The organism is Sulfitobacter sp. SK012 (assembly GCF_003352085.1).
Classification (GTDB): Bacteria; Pseudomonadota; Alphaproteobacteria; order Rhodobacterales; family Rhodobacteraceae; genus Sulfitobacter.
The window spans coordinates 962,460-981,860 of record NZ_CP025804.1 but is presented as its reverse complement, the minus strand read 5'-3'; the positions used below and the strand labels follow the sequence as shown (position 1 = coordinate 981,860).

Below are 19,401 nucleotides of genomic sequence, written 5' to 3'. Positions count from 1 at the left end.
GATCACCCTTGCCAGGTCAGGCCCGCGGGATCCTCCGTGGCGACGACATGATAAAGTGTCGCCTCCCCGGTCATCGATGGCACAGCAGAATGCGCCAGATTTGCAGGCACCGACATGGTGTCGCCGGGTGCCAGCGTCGCGGCCCCGCCTTCCCACTTCACGTGCCAATGGCCGCGCATGGGCATCAAAACCGATGGTTTGTCATGGCTATGCATCGCATCCGTCGCGCTGCTGCGTGTGATGAAATCAACTTCAAAACCCGGCTTGTCACGCAGGATGCCATTTTCGCCGATCACTTTCGCTGGTTTGCGGTCCGCCAATGCAATCAGATCAAGATGGCGCGCGACATATCCCGGCACGACTTGGGCCGTGTTGGGCTCGGGGAACGCGGTGAGTTCTTGATCCGTCAGAACCGGCATCGGGCCAACGCCCTGAGGAAGCGCCATCCCTTTTTTAGTGTCATAAAGTTTGCCGTTCTGCCCGAGTACCAATCCATGTCCAGCAGCGTCTTCGATCACCTGTGGGGCCCAGATCACACCGCCACCGGCATCATCGCCACCAAGGATCGCCATTATCATTCCGTAGTCGGTGCCGATATTTTCAAATCCACGAAAAATACCCGTCGGGATATTGATGATATCGCCTTCTTCAAGTGTCACCTCGCCCGCGTCACCCCACCGGCCCCAGAAAAAGCGCCAGCGGCCCTTGAGGACAAAAAACACCTCTGCGGTGCGGTGGCTGTGCAGCGAATTGCGGCACTTGGGCGGCTGTCCTGCAGCCCCGATGTTGAACCCATGCGGGATTGCGATGTGGACATGTTGATCTGCAGATTCAGACACGCCCCCCCCAATAATGGTAAAGTTCTCTTTTTGATCCGACCCTGGCGTATGGGCGTCGATGAACGCGGTCTTGCAGGGGCGCAGATCACCGTAGCGGACGATGCGGTTTTCCATCTCTTGGGGGGTCATTCAGTGGCTCCTAACTGTGCACGCAATTGGGCCAATTCGGCCTCAAGCTCTGCGTTGCGGGTCTCAAGGCGCGTCAACTCCGGACCAACAAGGGCTGTCATCTCGGCGGTATCAAAGCGGGGTGTTATGTATTGCGGGCAATTCCAGTCAAAGGCGGCCAGCGTGATTGTCATGATCCGCTCGACCCGTCCTTGGCCGGGGGTGGCCAATTGCGCAGCCAGATCTGGGTCGTCTGCCGCATCAATCATGCGCCCATGCCCCTGAAGCTTGAGCCGCGCCTTGCGTGCATAATCCATCGCAAAGATCGAAACCCGGTCGTCTGTAACCAGATTGCCTGTGGTGATGAACTGGCGGTTGCCGCGGTAGTCGGTAAAGCCAATGGTTTGCGGGTTCAGCACCTTAAGAAATCCCACCGGACCACCCCGATGCTGCACATAAGGCCAGCCATCCGCAGTGACAGTGGCCATGTAAATCGTGGTGCGACTTTGGAGAAAAGCGACTTCGTCAGGGCCCAACCCTTCTGGACGCAGACGCTGGTAGCGCGCCAGATTGGCTTCCTGCGATCCGGCGCGGGCCTGTGCCTCCAACATGGTAGGCGTGAACATGATATCACCGTAGGGTTTCATCCGAGCCACCCTTCGCGCAGCGTGTTGGTTTGGGCTGCCGTTTTGGTACCATCAATACTCGTTGGAATTTGAACACCTGCAGCCAAAGTGCCTACGGCAATCTTGTTCGCACCCTCAGGCAGAAATACCTGCGCGCTAGCTGGCATCGAAAAGGTAATCGCACCATTACGCATCCAGGCGTTCTCCCGTTTGCATCAAAATCTGTTTCCAAACAATTGCTTCGTCCAAAATCGTATATTCCCGCCGCACCCCATAGGGGCCGAACTCTGCATGGCTGATGCCCAACACATAGACATCCGCGCCCGAAGGCGTGCCAAAGCTGCCCCATCCATCATGCTTGCCTTTCAGCGACCAGCGTACAGCGGCGCGGGGCGACATCAGCGCGTCATCGCGGCCAATCACATGGTCGATTTGAAACGTTGCGTTGGGAAATGACGCCCGCAGGCCCATCCAAAAACCATCGACCGACTCGTGGCTATGGCCCGTGACCCCACCGGGGTATTCGGTTTGCACCGCGCGGTCGTATTCCTTGGGGATCTGCGCCATATCCGCACCCATTAACCGGGTTAGAATATCGGCATATTTGGTGCCCCATTCATTGTCATTTCCGCGCCCTTTGTAAGGCCCCGCTTGGTCGATCGCAGGCGTCAGCGGTTGCACACACTGCTCTGGCCCGCCTTCGCGTGCAATCAAATCAGCGGCATAATCTTTTGGATCCCAGCCCATCTGACGCACGATGGCCCCTTGATCGCGGATCAGCCACTCGTCGTTGATCTGATTGTTGATCGCATGACAGTCGGCCATGATCCGGTAGGCAAGCCGCTTGCCCGTCGCCGCACCATACATTCCATCGCCGCTATGTGTTGCAGTGGATAGGATGCGGTGCGAGGACAGCATCCCTTCTTCGGGCGATCCGGACCAAATCACGTCTTCGCCCAACAGGCATCTGTCAGGAAATTCGGCCAACGTCGCCATCGTCGCACCAATCACCGATTTATTTCCGATCACAACTGAGCCGGGAGAGCGCACCACAATATCGTCGCTGTAATATTGGTGCAGCGTGGCAATGCCGCGGTCTTCCCAGATTTCCTTGGTGATACCGATGATGTAATCGGGGAAATCTGTGAATTTGGGGTCAAAACCGTTCATGTCGTTGATCCTTGAATAGTGCGGGCAGAGCCGCGAATGATAAGGGGGGCCTCGATCTCGATCTGGCGCGGGCCAGTGGGGGTAGCGTCCAAACGTTCCATCAAAACTCTGACGGTTTCTGCGACCATCTGATTGGCACGCTGGCGCACAGTGGTCAGGTTGTAGGTTGGCCAACTGGCAAGCAGAACGTCATCGAACCCTACGACCGACACATCGCCCGGCACATCAATTCCCAACTCAAAGCGCAGCACATCCATCACCGCAAAAGCCATGTGATCATTGGCGACAAACACCGCCTGGGGTGGTGCGTCACCACCAAACATCTTGCGCGCAGCAGATTTGGCCCGCTCAAAGTCAAAGTTACCCACCTCACGTGCGGACAGCGCGACATCAGCCGTATCCAGAGCCGTCACAAACCCCGCTTCACGGTCGATCTGGGTCGAGGCCCCTTCCCAACCGGCAATATGGCCGATGTGCTGGTGCCCCGATTCCAATAGGAATTGCGCCAAAGCAGCACCGCCTGCGTGATTGTCCGACGTCACACTCGACAGGCGCGCGTCGTTCTGGCGACGGTTAAAGAGGACAATAGGAATGCCTGCTTCTTCGCAACGCCGGGTCAGGTCGTTGGACATGCCGACCGACGCCGCGATGATGCCGTCCACCTGATAATCCAGCAGTTCATCGATGACTTTCTGCGTCGCAGCCCCGTCATTGGAGGCCATGAAAATCAGCACGTGATAGCCGCGCTCTTGCAGCGATTTACTCAACCGTTCAATCGCTTCCGGGTAGAATTGGTTTTCCAAGTAGGCGACCACCAACCCGATAATGCGCGAACGGCCCGTAATCAGGCTGCGTGCCAACACGTTTGGACGGTACCCCAATTCATGCGCAGCCTTGCGCACCTTGGCGGCGGTATCTTTGCTCACGGACGCACCGGGCGTAAACACACGGCTCACGGCTGACCGGCTCACGCCCGCCTTTTCCGCGACTTCATGCGAGGTTATCTTGCGCATATTGACCCTCCGGCTTGTTTGACACCCTGCCCCATATCAATCCGCCGTCCAGCCGCCATCGATCATCATTGCCGTGCCAGTCACCATCGCCGCAGCATCTGAGGCCAGAAAAAGCACCGCCCCCATAATGTCAGAGACCTCGCCTGCCCGCGGTAACTTGATCTTTTCCATGATCCACTTGAAACGTTCGGGGTTATCAAATGTCGGCTGCGACAGAGGCGTTCGAATAAACGTCGGGCAAACCGTGTTGATGCGAATGTTGGATTTGCCCCATTCGACAGCCATCGCTTTGACCATGCCTTCGACCGCATGTTTGGACGCGCAATACACAGCGCGATCAATTCCGCCCACATGGCCCATCTGGCTGGAGATGTGGATGATCGAGCCGCCTCGCCCAGCCTCCATCATCGCTTCTGCGGCATAGGACGACACGAAGTAAGCCCCGCGCACATTCACATCCATTACGGCATCAAAATCCTCGGCTTGGGTCTCAATGGCTGGGCTGTGTCGCGCCAATCCGGCGGAATTCACAACGATGTCAAACGGCGCGTCAAACGCGTTCTTGAGGGCCGTCAAATCAGTTTGATCCAAGGGGAGCGCCTCAACGGACCAACCTTCGGCAGCCATCGCATCAACAGTCGCTTGCAGCACATCAACGCGGCGCGCAGCGCAGACAACATGCGCACCCGCTTCGGCCAATGCAACGGCACAGCCAAGGCCGATGCCTGTTGAAGCCCCTGTGACCAACGCCCGCTTGCCGGAAAGATCAAAGGATGGTGTTCTGGGTAAGCTCACAATGCCGCTCCTGTCTGAGGGTCAAATCCTGCACGCGCCTTGTTAAATTCGCGCATGCGCGCAAACACATCTACGCCGATTTGATCATACACGTGCAAGAGGTCCACGAGCACCCAATTTTCGCGGATCAGCCCGTTTTCCAGCCGCCAGAAATCAAGCGACCGCATCGTCACCTTCTTACCTGAGGGCGCAATGCCCAACCACCCGCCTTGATCAATCGTCTGCGCCATATTGGGCCAGCCTGTCACGGCCGCATATTGGCGATCCCCGAAGAAATGATGTGCAACTTCATCCGCGTACTTTCCACGGTCGGGCATAGCGTTCAGAAACGGGATTTGATGCCAGTTTCTAAAGCCCTCGATCCCGCGCCCAGTGCCTATGCCTGCGGGACCGTACCAGTTCATTCTTGGGTGCCAAAATCGGGGCATTTCCATCACATCGGGACCACCTTGGGTCGGGTGACGCGTCAGGTGGTTGAGCATATCGACGATATGCTGACAGGTCGCAGCACCTGCATCCGCATCATAAGGGCTTGGCACAATGCCGTCGTTGCTGGCGGGCCCCGGAACGTGCCATTCACGGCCCAACGATGGCGTTAGCGGCCATGCGCCTGCCTGCATCATCACCTCTGGAATGTCCCAAAGCGCCTGCATCTCGACCACACGGCCCTCAACTACCCTGTAGAATTCGTGAAAGCGCATATGCACCACGTGCCCAGTCGCGGGGATATCGAGCCAAGGGGCCTTAAACGTCCCACAATAGAAACCGCCGCACCCGATCCAATCGTCCTCTTCTGATGACGGCCCTGCCATAACGATATGATCGCGCCGTTCCAGATCAGGAATGGCGCGCGACAACGGCGCATAGGCTTTGTCGAAATAGGCATCCACCCCGGTCGTACTCTCGAACGGAAAGGCCAGGCGAAAGACCACATCAGGTGCGCATATCTCATGCAACACCGCCCGCACGTTATTCGCGTCAAAATCATACATCGCGCTACGCAAGCGGGCGATCAGCGCCTTATTCTCGGTATGCCGAGCACTCACCTTTTGACCTCCTGCGCTTTCATCCGCGCAAAAAGATCCACACCCATCTGGGAGAACAGGTGAATCATGTCCACAAACACCCAGTTTTCGGTGAATTTATCGCCGGTGCGCAGCCAGAAATCGATGCCTGAAACTTCGATCCGGTTCTGGGACGCTGGCTGATCCAAATAGGGTCCTGTGTGGGTTGCAACCACCCCCATCGGACCAGATGCAGCAACCAAACGGTCTTCGGCAAAAAGGCTCTCAAGGTGCATCACCTTGCGATCAGGAAATGCAACCAACCAAGGCTGCTGATGACGTGTCTCGAATTCTTGGAGTGACAGACAAGCCCCGATGCCGCCCGGACCGTACCATTTAACGTTAGGGTGGAAAAACCGGGCCATGCCCATACTGCCAAGGTCGCTTTTGTCGAAACTGTTCAAGCCGCCAAAAATCAGCCCCCGTCCCAGCGCCATGCTTTGGTCAGTTTCGGCCTGATCATCAATAGCGCCACGCACCCCGTCATAGGCCGTCGGCGCAGGATAAACATGGGCGGTCCCACGCGGCTTTGGCAGCACTGGCAGGCCAATTTGGTCAAACCAATCAACAAAATCCCAGATCGTTTGCGCATGGGTGATATGACCCTCTGTGTTAAAGCGCAAAAACTCGCCCCAACGGATACGCAAATCGGCATCTGTTGCAGGGATGCCAAAGGCCTCGCAGACGGCCCGCCCCGTATAATAGCCGGTTCCAGCGACCCAATGCGCGCCGTCCTCGGCTTCCACTTCTTGGGCGTTTGATGCACCGCCCATAAAGATATGCGTCTCACGCTTCAGATCCGGTATGCTGCGTAGGAGTGGCGAGAACATCCCCTCGATCGCGGCCTCAGCCCCTTGCATCACGCCCAAAGGTTCCGGCCCCTGCCATTCCACCAGCCTGTCGAGCATGGGTATGGTTCGGGTCGGATCACTATCGAGCATGGTCCAAAGTTCTAGCGCAATTGCCTTGTTGCGTTGGTTTATGTTCATCTATGTAGGCCTACTCCGCCGCCTTCAGCGCAGGCGCACCCTCGCCATAAGGGACGTTGACACCACCGTACCGCCGCACACGGACATTGCATTGTTCAGCATGCCCCACGAACCCTTCGAGCATACAAAGCCGAGAGCCATATGCGCCAATCTCTGCCGCGGCCTCATCTGTCGTGATCTTTTGATAGCTGTGGGTTTTGAGGTATTTCCCAACCCAAAGCCCTCCGGTATAGCGCCCAGCCTTTTTGGTGGGCAGCGTATGATTGGTCCCGATGACCTTGTCGCCATTCGCAACATTCGTCCGTGCGCCCAAGAATAGCGCGCCATAACAGGTCATGTGTTCCAAAAACCAATCGTCGCGATCCGTCATCACCTGCACATGCTCAGACGCGATCTCATCGGCCATCTCAAGCATCTCGTCATAGGTATCGCAAACGATTACCTCGCCGTAGTCTTCCCAGCTGACGCGCGCGGTGCCGGCGGTGGGTAGGATTTCAAGCAACCGCGCGATTTCAGCCATCGTGTCTGTCGCCAGCTTGCGCGAATTCGTTAGCAAAACGCAAGGACTGTTATACCCATGCTCCGCCTGCCCCAGCAAATCGGTGGCGCATAGTTCGGCGTCCACGGTGTCATCGGCAATCACCATCGTCTCAGTCGGACCCGCAAACAGATCGATGCCCACGCGGCCAAACAACTGCCGTTTGGCTTCAGCCACAAATGCGTTGCCGGGGCCAACCAGCAGGTGCACAGGATCAATGGTTTCAGTCCCAATCGCCATCGCCCCCACGGCCTGAATGCCGCCCAAAACGTAAATCTCATGCGCGCCACCTAGATGCATGGCGGCGATCACGGCGGGGTTCGGCTCGCCCTTAAAGGGGGGCGTGCAGGCGATAATGCGCGGCACACCAGCGACGCTGGCCGTAGCAACGGACATATGCGCCGACGCCACCATCGGAAACTTGCCGCCCGGCACGTAGCAACCCACCGATTGTACGGGGATGTTTTTATGACCCAAGATCACGCCGGGCTGCATTTCGACTTCGATGTCCAACATCGAGTCGCGCTGCGCTTGCGCAAAACGCCGGACATTTTCCTGAGCAAACTTGAGGTCTGTCATTTCCTGCGGTGAGACGCAGGCCATCAATGCCTCAATATCGCTTTGGCTTAGCTTGAAGCTGTCGGGTGTATAATTGTCGAACTTCTTTGACAGCTCGCGAACTGCCACGTCGCCGCGCGTCTCAATATCTTTTAGGGTTGTTTCGACCACTGCGCGGGTTTTGGCATCATCCTCCCCACGCTCTGCATCGGATTTACCACGCTTGAGATAATCGATCGTCATACTGTCACCTATGTATTGTCAGGGCGGGGCGGCGTTTTTTCGCCTCTATCAAAGGCTTCCCAGCCCTCGCCATCAAATGCGTCCTTGCCCAATTGGGCCATCACATGCGGGAAATCGACCATCACCCAGTTGTCCGAAATCTTGCCGTCTTCGACCTTCCAGAAATCCATGTACCGGATTTCAACACGCTTTCCTGTGGGCGCAATCCCCATGAAGGTCCCCGAATGTGTCGCTTCCTGTCGGCCAAAGGCAGCAGCCCATTCGCCCATATAAAGCCGCGATTCATCAACGCAGACCTTATCTGAGAACGCCGCCTGAAAGGGGCGTTGCCAGTTGTCCTGAAATTCAGTCAGACCTGTTTTGGTCCCACACCCCTGATTGCCCAACCACCGAAAACTCTCATGAAAGAATGCGCCGATCCCGTCGATGCTGTGGTCGTTCAGACCATCCACCATGTTTTCGATGACCGCCCGGGTTTCACCGGTTTTCGACATATCGGTATCGCGGCTGAGAACAGCTTGCTCGGGGCGTGTGCCTTTCATCGGTTTCGTCCTGTTGTTTGTCCCGGGTAGAGGCACGGCCTCTGAACCCTGCGGTCTTTTTTGAAAATGACTGAGACGCTCATCCTTTGACCGCTCCTGCGGTAAGCCCCGAGACAATCTGGCGTTGGAACACCATGACCAGCAAAAAGAGCGGAGCCGTAATGGAGACAGCGGCAGCCACAGCTTCGACCTGATCGGTGGTGGTGGTCTCGCGGTTAAAATAGCCCGCGATGGCCGGCACCATTGTCTGGTTCTGGGCATCAAGCAGCAAGGACGTCACAAGAAAGTCATTATAGCCAAGAAGGAAGCTAAAGAGGCCCGTGGTGATAACCCCCGGCCACATGACCGGCATAATAACGCGCCGGAACGCCTGAAAATGCGAACAACCATCGACCCGCGCCGCCTCGTCCAATTCAGCCGGGATGTTCTGGAAAAAGCTGCGTAGCATCCAAATCGTGAATGGCTGGTTGATCGCAACCAACACCGCAATCACGGCCCACGGTTGACCGTAGAGGGTTGGCGACAGATCCCCGAATATCGGGCGTAGAATTTCGGCGGAGTTGATGAACCACGGGAGATACCCCGCAACCAACACCGAATGCGGCAAAGCGCGAAAGACCAGCGCCACGATCAACAGCCAAAATGCCAAGTCAGAACCCGAGCGGGCCAATCCGTAACCTGCCAGCGTCCCGACAGTCAGCGAGATCAAGACCACGCCCGCCGTGACCAACATCGAGTTGAGGAAGTTTCGGTAGAACTGGTTTTCGACCCAAACCGATACATAATGCTGCGTGGTCATTCCAAGAACCGGCTCTCCAAGCGGGCCAAGCACGCTGTTGAGCGGTCCCAAGATCAGCGGCAGCAGGCCAAAGAATACCAACAGGAATACCACCGCATAGGCGGCCGCGCCGACAATCCAGCCAAGTGCCACAAACGGACCGGCCGCATATGTTTTGATCAAACCCGGCAGCCGCGTGAAGGCCCAGCGGATCGTAAAGAAAAGCACGGCGAGCCCAAGCACGATGTCGATGATCGACAGACCGTTCCCAGCTGCTTTTGTTGCGGGCCCCATAATCACCTGCCACGGGCTGTCAGCAAAGGCATCAACCGGAGACTTGAAGCTCATGATCGCGATCCACATGATCGGGAAAGCCGCGATAATGCTCCACAAAACAAGGAAGCTGCCGGAGGCAAAGCGCAGGCCAAAGGACTGCCGCATGGCTCTTGAAGTAGAAGACATCAGTGCGTCCCCCCTTTGTGATCGCGCCAGGTGCGGCGCAGCGGTAGGATCAGCAGGAAGACGATCCCAATCATGGTCAGCATGGCCGAGGCGGAGGCACGACTGATCGCGCGGCTGCCTGAATCGTCCGGGGTGAGGAAGTCATAGGTCAGCCACTGCAACGAGATCACGTGGGCCTGGCTGCGGAAGCCAATAATCTCCTCAAAGACGCGGTAGCAATCCATCAGGTGGATCAGTGCGATAAAGACAATGAGCGGCATCAGATGTGGAATGATAACATAGCGCAAACGCTCAAACCGGTTGGCGCCATCGATCACCGCGCTTTCCAGCGTGTCCATATTTACCGTCTGAAGGCCCGCGTAAAAGATCACAAAGGCAAAGGGTGCCACGTGCCAAACCCGGTAGAAATACATCAGGAACTCAATCGTCCAGGATTGTGCGAACATCGAAATGTTGGTGCCGGTCCACCGCTCCATCATGGAGGTCAGGATGCCATCGCCAACAAAGAGCCAATATATCGACAGCGAGCCGATCACCGGCGTGATGATAAAGGGCAATAGCGAGATAAAGATCACCGGTCCGCGTATCGCCCTTGCAGCATTGTTGACCGTCAAAGCGATAATCAACCCAACGCCCACCACCAAAGGCAGCGTTAACAACGTGAACATCAACGTAAAACGCAGCGCTTTCCAAAAATCGATTTGAAGAATGTCACCAAAGTTGCCGGACTTTACCGCTTCCCAGAACTTGTCCATCTGCAAAACGTTGCGGTAGCTCTCAAGCCCAGTCCATTCGGTAATCTTGATGGTTTTGCCGTCCTCATCAAGTTTAGGGACATTTTTGACCTCGGTTACGCAGGTCTGAGTCAAAAAGCCCGGCGTGCAGGTCTCGACCTCGATCTGTTCGCGCAGATCATACGTATTGCGGAAACTCTCAACAAAGACGCTGACTAGTGGAAGTGCGATGAACAGGATCATCATGAAGATAGACGGGCCTACGAAGGCTGCGAAAGTCTTGAACTTCATCTTCTGTCCCCTCGATTGCGTCAAACGGTATGTGCTGGAATACGCCAGTCTGTGCGGTTTTAGCCGGGCGCAGCAGACACGCTGCGGCTGGCAAAAATCGCCCTAAGTCGTATGGCATCGGCCGGATCGCGCCCGGCCGATGCCAGTTGGTTTACTTAAGAATGCCTTCTTCTTTTGCCGACGTTGTGTAGGCTTCTTGGATCGCCATCAGCGTTGCTGTTGCGTCACGGTCGCCCGTCAGGAAGGCTGGAACTTCGTTGCCAATCGCAGTGTGCAACAGACCCATCTGAGTGGTTGACGGATAGGCAGGTGGTGCCGGGCTGTGCATCGCAGTGGCGATGGTGCCTTGTGACAATTCACCTGGCTTATAGCCGCTCACCAGCCATATCGCCGCGTCGTTGTTGGCCTCGACCATTTCGGTGTCGATCCCTTCCATCGCAACGCGGAAGGCCGCATCAGCCTCTTCGTCAGAGATGTTGGTCGCAATCACGATACCGTCCCACCACAAGGTGGTTGCGGGAGAACCGCCATCCATTGCAAGCGGAGCCATGGCCATCTTGACCTTGCCGACGACTTGGCTTTCGGCCTCATCATCCATTGCCGCTGCACGGCTGGCCCAAAGGTTCGCCATGGCGATTTTACCCTGCTGGAACTGCTGCTGCACATATGTGGAATCGGAGACCAGTACCTCTGGATCCATATACGCCATCGACGCCTTGATCTCTTCCAATGCCTTAACACCGGCATCAGAGTTCACGGCTGTCGTGTTATCATCATTGAAGAATTCGCCACCAAAGCCGACGTACATGTTGTTGAAGTCCTGCGCGAGGTTCCAACCAGATTTCAGCGTTCCACCCAGGGGGTAATCGATAACGCCGGCTTCTTTGATCTTAGCAGAGGCATCAAGAACCTCAGTCCATGTGGTTGGAACTGCGATGCCCAAATCACTCAGGATGTCTTCGCGGTACATCAGGTGCTGGGTGTTCACCATCATCGCAATCGCCATGACCTTGCCGTCGATTTTGATCAACTGGTTCGGTGCGAGGTTTTGACCGTATTTTGCGACCAGATCATCCAGCGGACGAATTGTGCCTGCATTCAGCAGCGGCGTGATCGTACCGTTGGACACACCACCGATCTGATAGAGCGACGGATTAGCCTCAAACGCTGCCGGCTGCTTGGTCCGAAACTCCTGGTCAAGCTCGGCCTGTACATTACCGCATTCGCCCATCGCGTCGGTTACGGCTTTCCAGGCTTCAAAGCCCGCCGAAAGTGATTTCACGGGGACCGTATTCTCGAACGCGCAGGCGGCAAATGCCGTGCTGCCCATCAAAGACATAGCCCCAGCCAGTGCTAGTTTCTTCAACATCATTTTTAAACTCCCTGTTGCAGTATTAGTCGGTGCAACTTGCAAGACTGCACCGGTGGTTTTGGCCCCCAAAGAGGCGCTTGAACGTACCTAGGCCCGTTCGCCTGTTGCACGATCAAATACGTGGCAAATTGCTGGCGTGACCGAGAATGAGATTTCATCCCCAATATCTGCCCGGAATTCTTTGCCTGCTTTGACAGAAATAAGTTGCCCCCCCGCTTTCACGGCGAGCATCACGGCATCACCCAGCAACTCAATGGTATAGATGGGCGCTGTAATCTGGCCGGTTTGGCCCTCTGGCGTAACTTCGGCATCTTCAGCCCTGAAGCCCAGCGTCACGTCACCGTCTTTGGCATCAAGTCCGTTGATCTCAACGTTTTTGCCCGTGAACGTGCCGGATTTAATCGTGCCATCCATCAGGTTCATCGCTGGCGAACCGATGAAGGATGCAACGAAGGTGTTGGCCGGATTGTCGTAGATTTCTGTCGGCGTACCGACCTGTTGGACTTTGCCCTGTTTCATAACGACAACGCGGTCTGCAAGGGTCATCGCCTCGATCTGATCATGCGTCACATAGACGGTCGTGACTTTGAGTTCATGACTAAGGTTCTTGATCTGCGCGCGGGTCGATACCCGCAATTTCGCATCAAGGTTCGACAGTGGCTCGTCCATCAAGAACACGTTCGGCTCGCGCACGATTGCACGGGCAAGTGCCACGCGCTGACGCTGACCACCCGACAGCTCTGCAGGTTTGCGGTGCAGGAACTCGTCCAGTTCAACCATTGCACTGGCACGGCGCACACGCGCATCATGCGTGTCCGGATCGACCTTACGCACCTTCAGCGGAAAGCGGATATTCTCATAGACGTTCATGTGCGGATAAAGCCCATAGGACTGAAAAACCATCGCCACATCGCGGTCCTTGGGATCAAGGTCGTTCACCACCTTGCCATCAATGAGGATGTTACCTTCAGTGATATCCTCTAGCCCCGCGATCATGCGCATCGTTGTCGTTTTGCCGCAGCCCGAAGGCCCGAGCAAAACTAAGAACTCTTGATCTGCAATTGTCAGATCAAAATTCTCGACGCCGACAAAACTGCCCCATCGCTTATTGATATTCCGGAGTTCGATCTGGGCCATGTATGCCCCCCAATACAGCTTGCACCACCACTAGCCATTTCAGGTTAGGGCGCAGATAGGGCGTTTGACAACAATTTTTTGCACACGTTTGCAAAAAAAATCAATATAGGCATTTTAGTCTTTTTAAACAATAATATATAAATCTATCCTAAAGCGATACATGAGGACGGATTCCTAAAATCAAGCCCGGGCTTGAACTCGATGCGCCTCAGAGAATCTCAAAGCCACCCCTCAAATTACACACGCGGCTGATTCTATGACCTGAGAAAGCTGCCTGTTTATAGCGCCCACAAAAAAGCCCGCGCCATATTCAGCGCGGGCTCCTGTTTGGTTTCCGTTGGGCTTAGAAAAAAGCCTGAAGACCTGTCTGCGCGCGACCCAAAATCAGCGCGTGGACATCATGAGTGCCCTCATATGTATTGACCGTTTCAAGGTTCATCATGTGACGCATCACCTGATACTCACCTGAGATACCATTGCCACCATGCATGTCCCGGCTCATCCGCGCGATATCAAGCGCCTTGCCGCAGTTGTTACGCTTTACCAGCGAAATCATCTCAGGTGCGGCATTGGCATTGTCCATCAACCGACCGACTTGCAAAGACGCCTGCAAGCCCAGCGTGATCTCGGTCATCATATCCGCGAGCTTTTTCTGGAACAGCTGTGTCTGCGCAAGCGGCTTGTCGAATTGCTTGCGATCCAGTCCATATTGCAGCGACGCATGCCAGCAGAATTCTGCGGCTCCCAGCACACCCCAGCTGATGCCGTAGCGCGCACGATTCAGACAGCCAAACGGCCCTTTCAGCCCCTCGACATGCGGCAGCAGCGCATCATCGCCCACTTCCACGTTATCCATGACAATCTCGCCAGTGATCGAGGCCCGCAAAGAGAGTTTATTGCCGATCTTTGGCGCGCTCAATCCCTTCATACCCTTCTCAAGAATGAAGCCGCGGATTTTGCCACCGTGCTCTTCGGACTTGGCCCAGACGACAAACACGTCCGCTATGGGCGCATTCGAAATCCACATTTTGGACCCAATCAACTTGTATCCAGTCGCCGTCTTGATCGCGCGGGTTTTCATGCCTGCAGGGTCTGATCCCGCATCGGGCTCCGTCAAACCAAAGCACCCGATCGACTCGCCAGAGCAGAGTTTGGGAAGGAATTTCTTGCGCTGCGCTTCTGACCCGTAGGCGTAAATCGGATAGATCACCAACGAGCTTTGCACGGACATCATCGACCGATAGCCAGAATCCACCCGCTCCACTTCGCGCGCGACCAAGCCGTAACTGACATAGCTGCCGCCTAGGCCACCATATTCTTCGGGCAGCGTCACACCCAACAGACCCATATCGCCCATCTCTCTAAAGATACCGGCATCCGTCGTCTCGTTCGCAAATGCCTCGATCACGCGCGGCTGCAGCTTTTCTTGTGCATAAGAATGCGCGCTTTCTTGAACCATCCGTTCGTCTTCGCTCAGCTGTTCAGACATGCGTAACGGGTCGGTGTGATCAAAACGCCCCAGATCAGGCGCGTCCTTGGCTTTCAGGATGGGGCTCTCGGCGTTCATGTGAGTTCCTTTCATAGGGCGTCGGTTGGAATTGGGCCTCATTGGCCCTGTTGCGCGCAGTATTGCAATAAAACGCGTAAACTTCTAACGCTGCTTACACCGCAACCTATGAGAAAAATGAATAGATGATTGCTCCGCGCCGTTTTCTCCCTTCGATCTCAGCGCTTTTGGCGTTTGAGGCCGCTGCCCGCCTTGGCAGCGCCACGCAGGCCGCGACAGAATTGTCTTTGACCCAAAGCGCCATCAGCCGTCAAATCAAGGCGCTGGAAGAACAGTTGGGTGTCGCCTTGATGGCAAGGCAGGGCCGCAATTTGGTACTGACCCAAGCAGGAACGGACTACGTCCGCGAAGTGCGCGACATACTCTCACGGTTGGCGCAGGCCTCCGTCAGTGCACGCACAAAACGTCAAAGCGGCGCACTGACCCTCGCAATCTTGCCCGCTTTTGGGATGCACTGGCTGGCCCCGCGGCTTAGCGATTTTGCCAAATGCCATCCGGAAGTGACAGTGAACCTATCCACCCGGCTGCACCCGTTCAGCTTTGGCTCAAGTAGGTTTGACGCCGCGATCCACTTTGGCCACGAAGATTGGCCCGGCGTGCACTTCCTGCCGTTGATGCCTGAAGTTGTCGTGCCGGTCTGTGCCCCGGATTTGCTGAATGGAAAGACGGCCTTGCCGCAGGACCTGCTTGCGCATCCGCTGTTGCATCTAGAAACCCGCCCCCGCGCATGGGCGCGCTGGCTTGAAGCGTTGGATGTTGCGACACCTCCGCCCGATGGCATGATGTTTGATCAATTCGCCACCATGGCACAGGCGGCAATCCACGGATTGGGCGTGGCGCTACTCCCTACTTTTGTCGCAGAGCCCTATCTCAACGAAAATAAGTTGGTGCTGGCTGCGTCCCAAACCAACGAAAGCGTCGGCAACTACTACCTTGTCTGGCCTCAGGATCGCCCAGTGCCACCCCCGCTCAAGGCTTTTTGCAGCTGGCTGTCTGCCCAGGCGCTGCCGGAATACACGTATAAATAGAGGCGTTTAGGCGAGAATTTTCTAAAAAATTGCCGCCTCCGCCCAACTTTCGCCACAAATGGAAGTTAATCATTTTCGGATTGTTACCGGGTGGGGCCGTTACAAGGAGCATCGTGATGCTGAATACTTACCGCGCGGGCGTTGCTGCCCTTGCTGCTACTTTGACTTTCATGGCGGGCTCTGCTTCAGCAGAAACCCATAACGTATTGATTCTGGAATACGCCTATTTCCCGGCCGTAACCTATGTTCAGCCAGGTGATACGCTCATCTTCACCAATGACAGCGGTATTGCACATACAGTTGTGGCCAAAGACGCCAGCTGGACAACCGGTGAGATCTCGCAAGGCAGTGAAAAAGCCGTCGTTGTTGAGTCGAGCATGCAGTCTACCTTCCTCAACGCAGATGAAGAGACCGAAGTCGCCGAAGGCGGAGAAATCTCTGATCCGATGAAGGGCAACCTAGATTTTTCGAGCCCGTCGATCGACTAATTTGGGTTAGGCTGACGTCGTCAGTTTTTCCGCACAGAACAAAAACAACAGAGGTCACTTCAGGTGGCCTCTGTTTCTGCGTCTGATTTGTGGCTGCGCAGATCTCAGGTGTCGGTAACTTCAACCGGCTCCCATGTCTCAATCAATTCAGGCCCTGCTGCACGGTTAGAGTTAACACTCCGAGAAACACGGTGCCATTCCAATGTATCCTCAGGGGCTGCACGCATCAGTGGCGCGGCACCCTTGCCCGCCTCGCCTAGCCAAAGCGGCCAATCCGATTGCTCGACAATCACGGGCATCCGGTGATGTATCGCAGACATCGCGCTATTTGCCCCTGTGGTCAGGGCCGCAACCGTGCGTAAAGCGGTATCGCCATCAGGCGGTGTCCAGTCTTGCCAAAGGGCTGCCAGTGCAAGCGGAGCGCCGTCGCGGCGGGTAATATACCAAGGATCGCGACCCCCGTCTGCATCCTTGGTCCACTCAAAAAAACCGCTGCACAAAACCAACGCCCGCCGCGCTTGCACCGCTTCACGAAAGGCAGGTTTTTCCAGAACGGTCTCGGCCCGCGCGTTGATGAGCAGCGGGCCATCGTTGGGCTTCTTGTACCATTTTGGGATCAGGCCCCAGCGCATCGCCGCCAGCTTGCGATCACCATCCGCGTCCGATGTTACCACAGGCACCTGCGTCGTCGGGCAAACGTTAAAATTTGGCACGTCTGGTAGATTATTCGCGGGTGCAGCGGCAAAAAGCTGCGCCATTGCGTCCATCGGCAAGGTCACCGCCATTCGTCCACACATTGCCTCGCCCCCATTATCTGCACCGCACTTTTAACGTTTAACCAGCATCCCGAACAAGCCCGTGAAATCTGGCGCGGTATCAATCGCATCCTAAATGACGACGGGTCAGCGAGTTAATTGACCTGTGGGGCTGTCAATCACGTCCTGCTGTTGCGCCTCAAGCCGCCACGAAAAAGGGCGCGCCCTGTACAGGCACGCCCTTTAAATATCAGTAGCTTGTGAGCGTTACTTCACAGAAATACGGCCATCCGTGAAGGGCGAATAAGGCGCGTTCGCAGCCAGATATTCCGCCGTCACATCCGCAAGGTCAGGCCCAAAGTCGTAGGCATTGGCAGCCGTCTTGAACATGTCATAGCCGTCACCGCCATTGCGCACGTAGTTATTGGAAACCACGCCATAAACTTTGGCAGGATCAAGTGCTGCGCCGCCAATCATGACATCGCTGATCCGTGCACCAACTTCGGCCTTGCCGTCAAAGGCATACGTCATACCAGCCACCTGTGGGAAACGGCCTGCGCCCTCTTCCACTTCGCTCACACCATTTTCAAGCGCTGCCAGCAACACATCGCCGGTCACTTGGAAGGTCGATAGTGTGTTCTGAAATGGCAGCACGGTCAGTACTTCGCCCATCGTGACTTCGCCTGCGTCAATCGAAGCACGAATGCCGCCGCCGTTTTGAATGGCGACATCAATACCCTGATCCTTGACCCGCGCCAGCATAGCGTCGGCGATCAAATTACCCATGGAGCATTCCTGAGCCCGGCAGACATCACGATCGCCACCAATAACTTCATCAGTGTTTGCGACGACTTTGTTGCGGATTTCATCCAGCGGCCCTGCGGCCTCCGCGATGCGCGCTACGGTGCCTTCGTCTTCGGCCACGGCAGCGTCCATGATCAGCGGCTCGCCCGCGGCTTCGGTGACATTGCCCTCGTCATCAAAGGTCACGTTCAACTCACCCAGAAACTTGCCATAGGCATAGGCCTGAACGATTGCCGTTGCCCCAACCATCGTGGGATACGGACCTGCCGCGCGCTCGTTGGTGTTGCTCAAGAGCGTGTTGGAGTGCCCTCCTACGATCACGTCGACGCCGGTCGTTCCTGCTGCGACGCGCTGGTCCTCAGCATAACCAGAGTGGCTGAGCACGATGATCTTGTTCACGCCTTCGGCCATCAGTTTGTCGACTTCACCCTGCACAGCAGCCACCGGATCGGAGAAAGTGATGTTGTCACCAGGTGAGGCCAACTCATCCGTGTCTTCGGGCGTCAGGCCAATAAGGCCAATCTTTTCGCCACCGCGTTCGATGATTGTGGATTTCGCCAGTTTGTCGGCCAGCAGCGGCTCGCCAGAAACATCAGCGTTCGACATCAAGACCGGAAATTCAACCGCATCCATGAACCCACGCAGCACTTCTGGGCCGTCGTCGAACTCATGGTTGCCGACAGTCATCCCGTCATAACCCATTTGATTCATCATCTCGGCAGTCAAGGAACCCTTGTAATACGTGTAGAAAAGAGTGCCCTGAAACTGGTCACCGCCATCCACAAGGATCGAGTTGTTGGACCGTGCACGTGCTTCGGTTACCGCGGTCATCAGACGCGCAGAACCGCCGAAACATTTGCCTTCGGTGTTGTCTTCGACGTTGCATGGGCCGTCATATTTGCTGATCGGCTCAAAACGAGCATGAAAGTCGTTTGTGTGCAGGATGGTCAGGCTATAGTCCGCCGCTGCCATACCGCTGGTCATCGCGAGTGCCGCGACACTGGTCAGGAATCGATTCATTGGTTTACCCCCAAAAGGTTGATTTATGGCACCACCCTGACCCGGCCTTGTGCGGCTGTCAAAGAGGATGTGACATCAAAGCGCCCCCTTGACCTGCGTTACCTGTGCAGGCATCACCGAACCATGTTGATTTTCAAGATATTTCGCGAACCAGAATGGATCGCCCTGCGCAAGAATGGTGAAACGGCCGGAGCGCCGATTGATATCAGCGATGGATTTGTGCATTTCTCGACCGCCCAACAGGCCCCCGAGACTGCGGCAAAGCATTTCGCCAATCAAGACGATCTGTTCCTGGTTGCCGTCGATCCCGTCCCTTTGGGCGAAGACCTGAAATGGGAAGCCTCACGCGGCGACGCGCTCTTTCCGCATCTTTACCGCGAGATGCAGCTTAGAGACGTTTACTGGGCGCAACCGCTGCCTCTGAAAGATGGCGTGCATCAATTTCCCGCCGGTCTTGTGGAAGCTTCCGTTTGATCGGCC

20 protein-coding genes are annotated in these 19,401 nt (G+C 56.0%); 3 read left to right on the top strand and 17 right to left on the bottom strand.

What is annotated here, in order from left to right:
* Window positions 1–2: 2 nt before the first annotated feature.
* From C1J03_RS04955 to C1J03_RS04890, 15 genes are all read right to left on the bottom strand, one after another.
* The gene (locus C1J03_RS04955; RefSeq protein ID WP_114884276.1) at window positions 3–968 is read right to left on the bottom strand and encodes a cupin domain-containing protein; all 966 of its coding nucleotides are present in this window, start codon (window positions 966–968) and stop codon (window positions 3–5) included.
* A complete protein-coding gene (locus tag C1J03_RS04950) occupies window positions 965–1,594 on the bottom strand; it encodes a pyridoxamine 5'-phosphate oxidase family protein (RefSeq protein ID WP_114884275.1) in 630 nt (209 codons plus the stop codon). Before C1J03_RS04950 ends, C1J03_RS04955 begins: the two co-directional genes overlap by 4 nt.
* A complete protein-coding gene (locus tag C1J03_RS25230; RefSeq protein WP_162798445.1) occupies window positions 1,591–1,767 on the bottom strand; it encodes a hypothetical protein in 177 nt (58 codons plus the stop codon). The genes C1J03_RS04950 and C1J03_RS25230 overlap by 4 nt, the downstream gene beginning before the upstream one ends.
* On the bottom strand, window positions 1,760–2,743 hold the full coding sequence (locus C1J03_RS04945; RefSeq protein WP_114884274.1) for a nuclear transport factor 2 family protein: 984 nt from the start codon (window positions 2,741–2,743) through the stop codon (window positions 1,760–1,762). The genes C1J03_RS25230 and C1J03_RS04945 overlap by 8 nt, the downstream gene beginning before the upstream one ends.
* Window positions 2,740–3,756: a LacI family DNA-binding transcriptional regulator gene (locus C1J03_RS04940; protein WP_114884273.1), complete on the bottom strand. Its 1,017-nt coding sequence runs from the start codon at window positions 3,754–3,756 to the stop codon at window positions 2,740–2,742. The genes C1J03_RS04945 and C1J03_RS04940 overlap by 4 nt, the downstream gene beginning before the upstream one ends.
* A 36-nt stretch (window positions 3,757–3,792) precedes the next feature.
* Window positions 3,793–4,551, bottom strand: a complete 759-nt coding sequence (locus C1J03_RS04935; protein WP_216825899.1) for an SDR family oxidoreductase — start codon at window positions 4,549–4,551, stop codon at window positions 3,793–3,795.
* Entirely contained in the window at window positions 4,548–5,543 is a 996-nt protein-coding gene (locus C1J03_RS04930; protein ID WP_216825920.1) for an ester cyclase, read from the bottom strand. The genes C1J03_RS04935 and C1J03_RS04930 overlap by 4 nt, the downstream gene beginning before the upstream one ends.
* A 50-nt stretch (window positions 5,544–5,593) precedes the next feature.
* Complete coding sequence (locus tag C1J03_RS04925) at window positions 5,594–6,604, bottom strand: nuclear transport factor 2 family protein (RefSeq protein WP_114884270.1); 1,011 nt, start codon at window positions 6,602–6,604, stop codon at window positions 5,594–5,596.
* A gap of 10 nt (window positions 6,605–6,614) precedes the next feature.
* On the bottom strand, window positions 6,615–7,943 hold the full coding sequence (gene hisD / locus C1J03_RS04920; RefSeq protein WP_114884269.1) for a histidinol dehydrogenase: 1,329 nt from the start codon (window positions 7,941–7,943) through the stop codon (window positions 6,615–6,617).
* 8 nt (window positions 7,944–7,951) lie between these two features.
* Window positions 7,952–8,485 carry an ester cyclase gene (locus tag C1J03_RS04915; protein ID WP_114884268.1) on the bottom strand — a complete coding sequence of 178 codons (534 nt, stop codon included), beginning with the start codon at window positions 8,483–8,485 and terminating at the stop codon, window positions 7,952–7,954.
* 79 nt (window positions 8,486–8,564) lie between these two features.
* Entirely contained in the window at window positions 8,565–9,725 is a 1,161-nt protein-coding gene (locus C1J03_RS04910) for a carbohydrate ABC transporter permease (protein WP_114884267.1), read from the bottom strand.
* Window positions 9,725–10,750: a carbohydrate ABC transporter permease gene (locus C1J03_RS04905; RefSeq protein ID WP_114884266.1), complete on the bottom strand. Its 1,026-nt coding sequence runs from the start codon at window positions 10,748–10,750 to the stop codon at window positions 9,725–9,727. The genes C1J03_RS04910 and C1J03_RS04905 overlap by 1 nt, the downstream gene beginning before the upstream one ends.
* A gap of 151 nt (window positions 10,751–10,901) precedes the next feature.
* The gene (locus tag C1J03_RS04900; RefSeq protein ID WP_114884265.1) at window positions 10,902–12,122 is read right to left on the bottom strand and encodes an ABC transporter substrate-binding protein; all 1,221 of its coding nucleotides are present in this window, start codon (window positions 12,120–12,122) and stop codon (window positions 10,902–10,904) included.
* Window positions 12,123–12,209: 87 nt separating this feature from the next.
* Window positions 12,210–13,259, bottom strand: a complete 1,050-nt coding sequence (locus tag C1J03_RS04895; RefSeq protein ID WP_114884264.1) for an ABC transporter ATP-binding protein — start codon at window positions 13,257–13,259, stop codon at window positions 12,210–12,212.
* A gap of 343 nt (window positions 13,260–13,602) precedes the next feature.
* Window positions 13,603–14,826, bottom strand: a complete 1,224-nt coding sequence (locus C1J03_RS04890) for an acyl-CoA dehydrogenase (RefSeq protein ID WP_114884263.1) — start codon at window positions 14,824–14,826, stop codon at window positions 13,603–13,605.
* 125 nt (window positions 14,827–14,951) lie between these two features.
* Between C1J03_RS04890 and C1J03_RS04885 the strand changes: the two genes are divergently transcribed.
* Together C1J03_RS04885 and C1J03_RS04880 are read left to right on the top strand one after the other, a co-directional pair.
* The gene (locus C1J03_RS04885; RefSeq protein ID WP_114884262.1) at window positions 14,952–15,854 is read left to right on the top strand and encodes a LysR substrate-binding domain-containing protein; all 903 of its coding nucleotides are present in this window, start codon (window positions 14,952–14,954) and stop codon (window positions 15,852–15,854) included.
* Between the two features lie 116 nt (window positions 15,855–15,970).
* Entirely contained in the window at window positions 15,971–16,342 is a 372-nt protein-coding gene (locus C1J03_RS04880) for a cupredoxin domain-containing protein (RefSeq protein WP_114884261.1), read from the top strand.
* Between the two features lie 104 nt (window positions 16,343–16,446).
* On the opposite strand, the gene C1J03_RS04875 is transcribed toward C1J03_RS04880, so the two are convergent.
* Together C1J03_RS04875 and C1J03_RS04870 are read right to left on the bottom strand one after the other, a co-directional pair.
* Window positions 16,447–17,139 carry an SOS response-associated peptidase gene (locus C1J03_RS04875; protein WP_114884260.1) on the bottom strand — a complete coding sequence of 231 codons (693 nt, stop codon included), beginning with the start codon at window positions 17,137–17,139 and terminating at the stop codon, window positions 16,447–16,449.
* Between the two features lie 225 nt (window positions 17,140–17,364).
* Window positions 17,365–18,921, bottom strand: coding sequence for a bifunctional metallophosphatase/5'-nucleotidase (locus tag C1J03_RS04870; RefSeq protein WP_114884259.1), 1,557 nt, complete (start codon window positions 18,919–18,921; stop codon window positions 17,365–17,367).
* 123 nt (window positions 18,922–19,044) lie between these two features.
* Between C1J03_RS04870 and C1J03_RS04865 the strand changes: the two genes are divergently transcribed.
* Complete coding sequence (locus tag C1J03_RS04865; protein WP_114888849.1) at window positions 19,045–19,395, top strand: DUF952 domain-containing protein; 351 nt, start codon at window positions 19,045–19,047, stop codon at window positions 19,393–19,395.
* Window positions 19,396–19,401 lie beyond the last annotated feature (6 nt).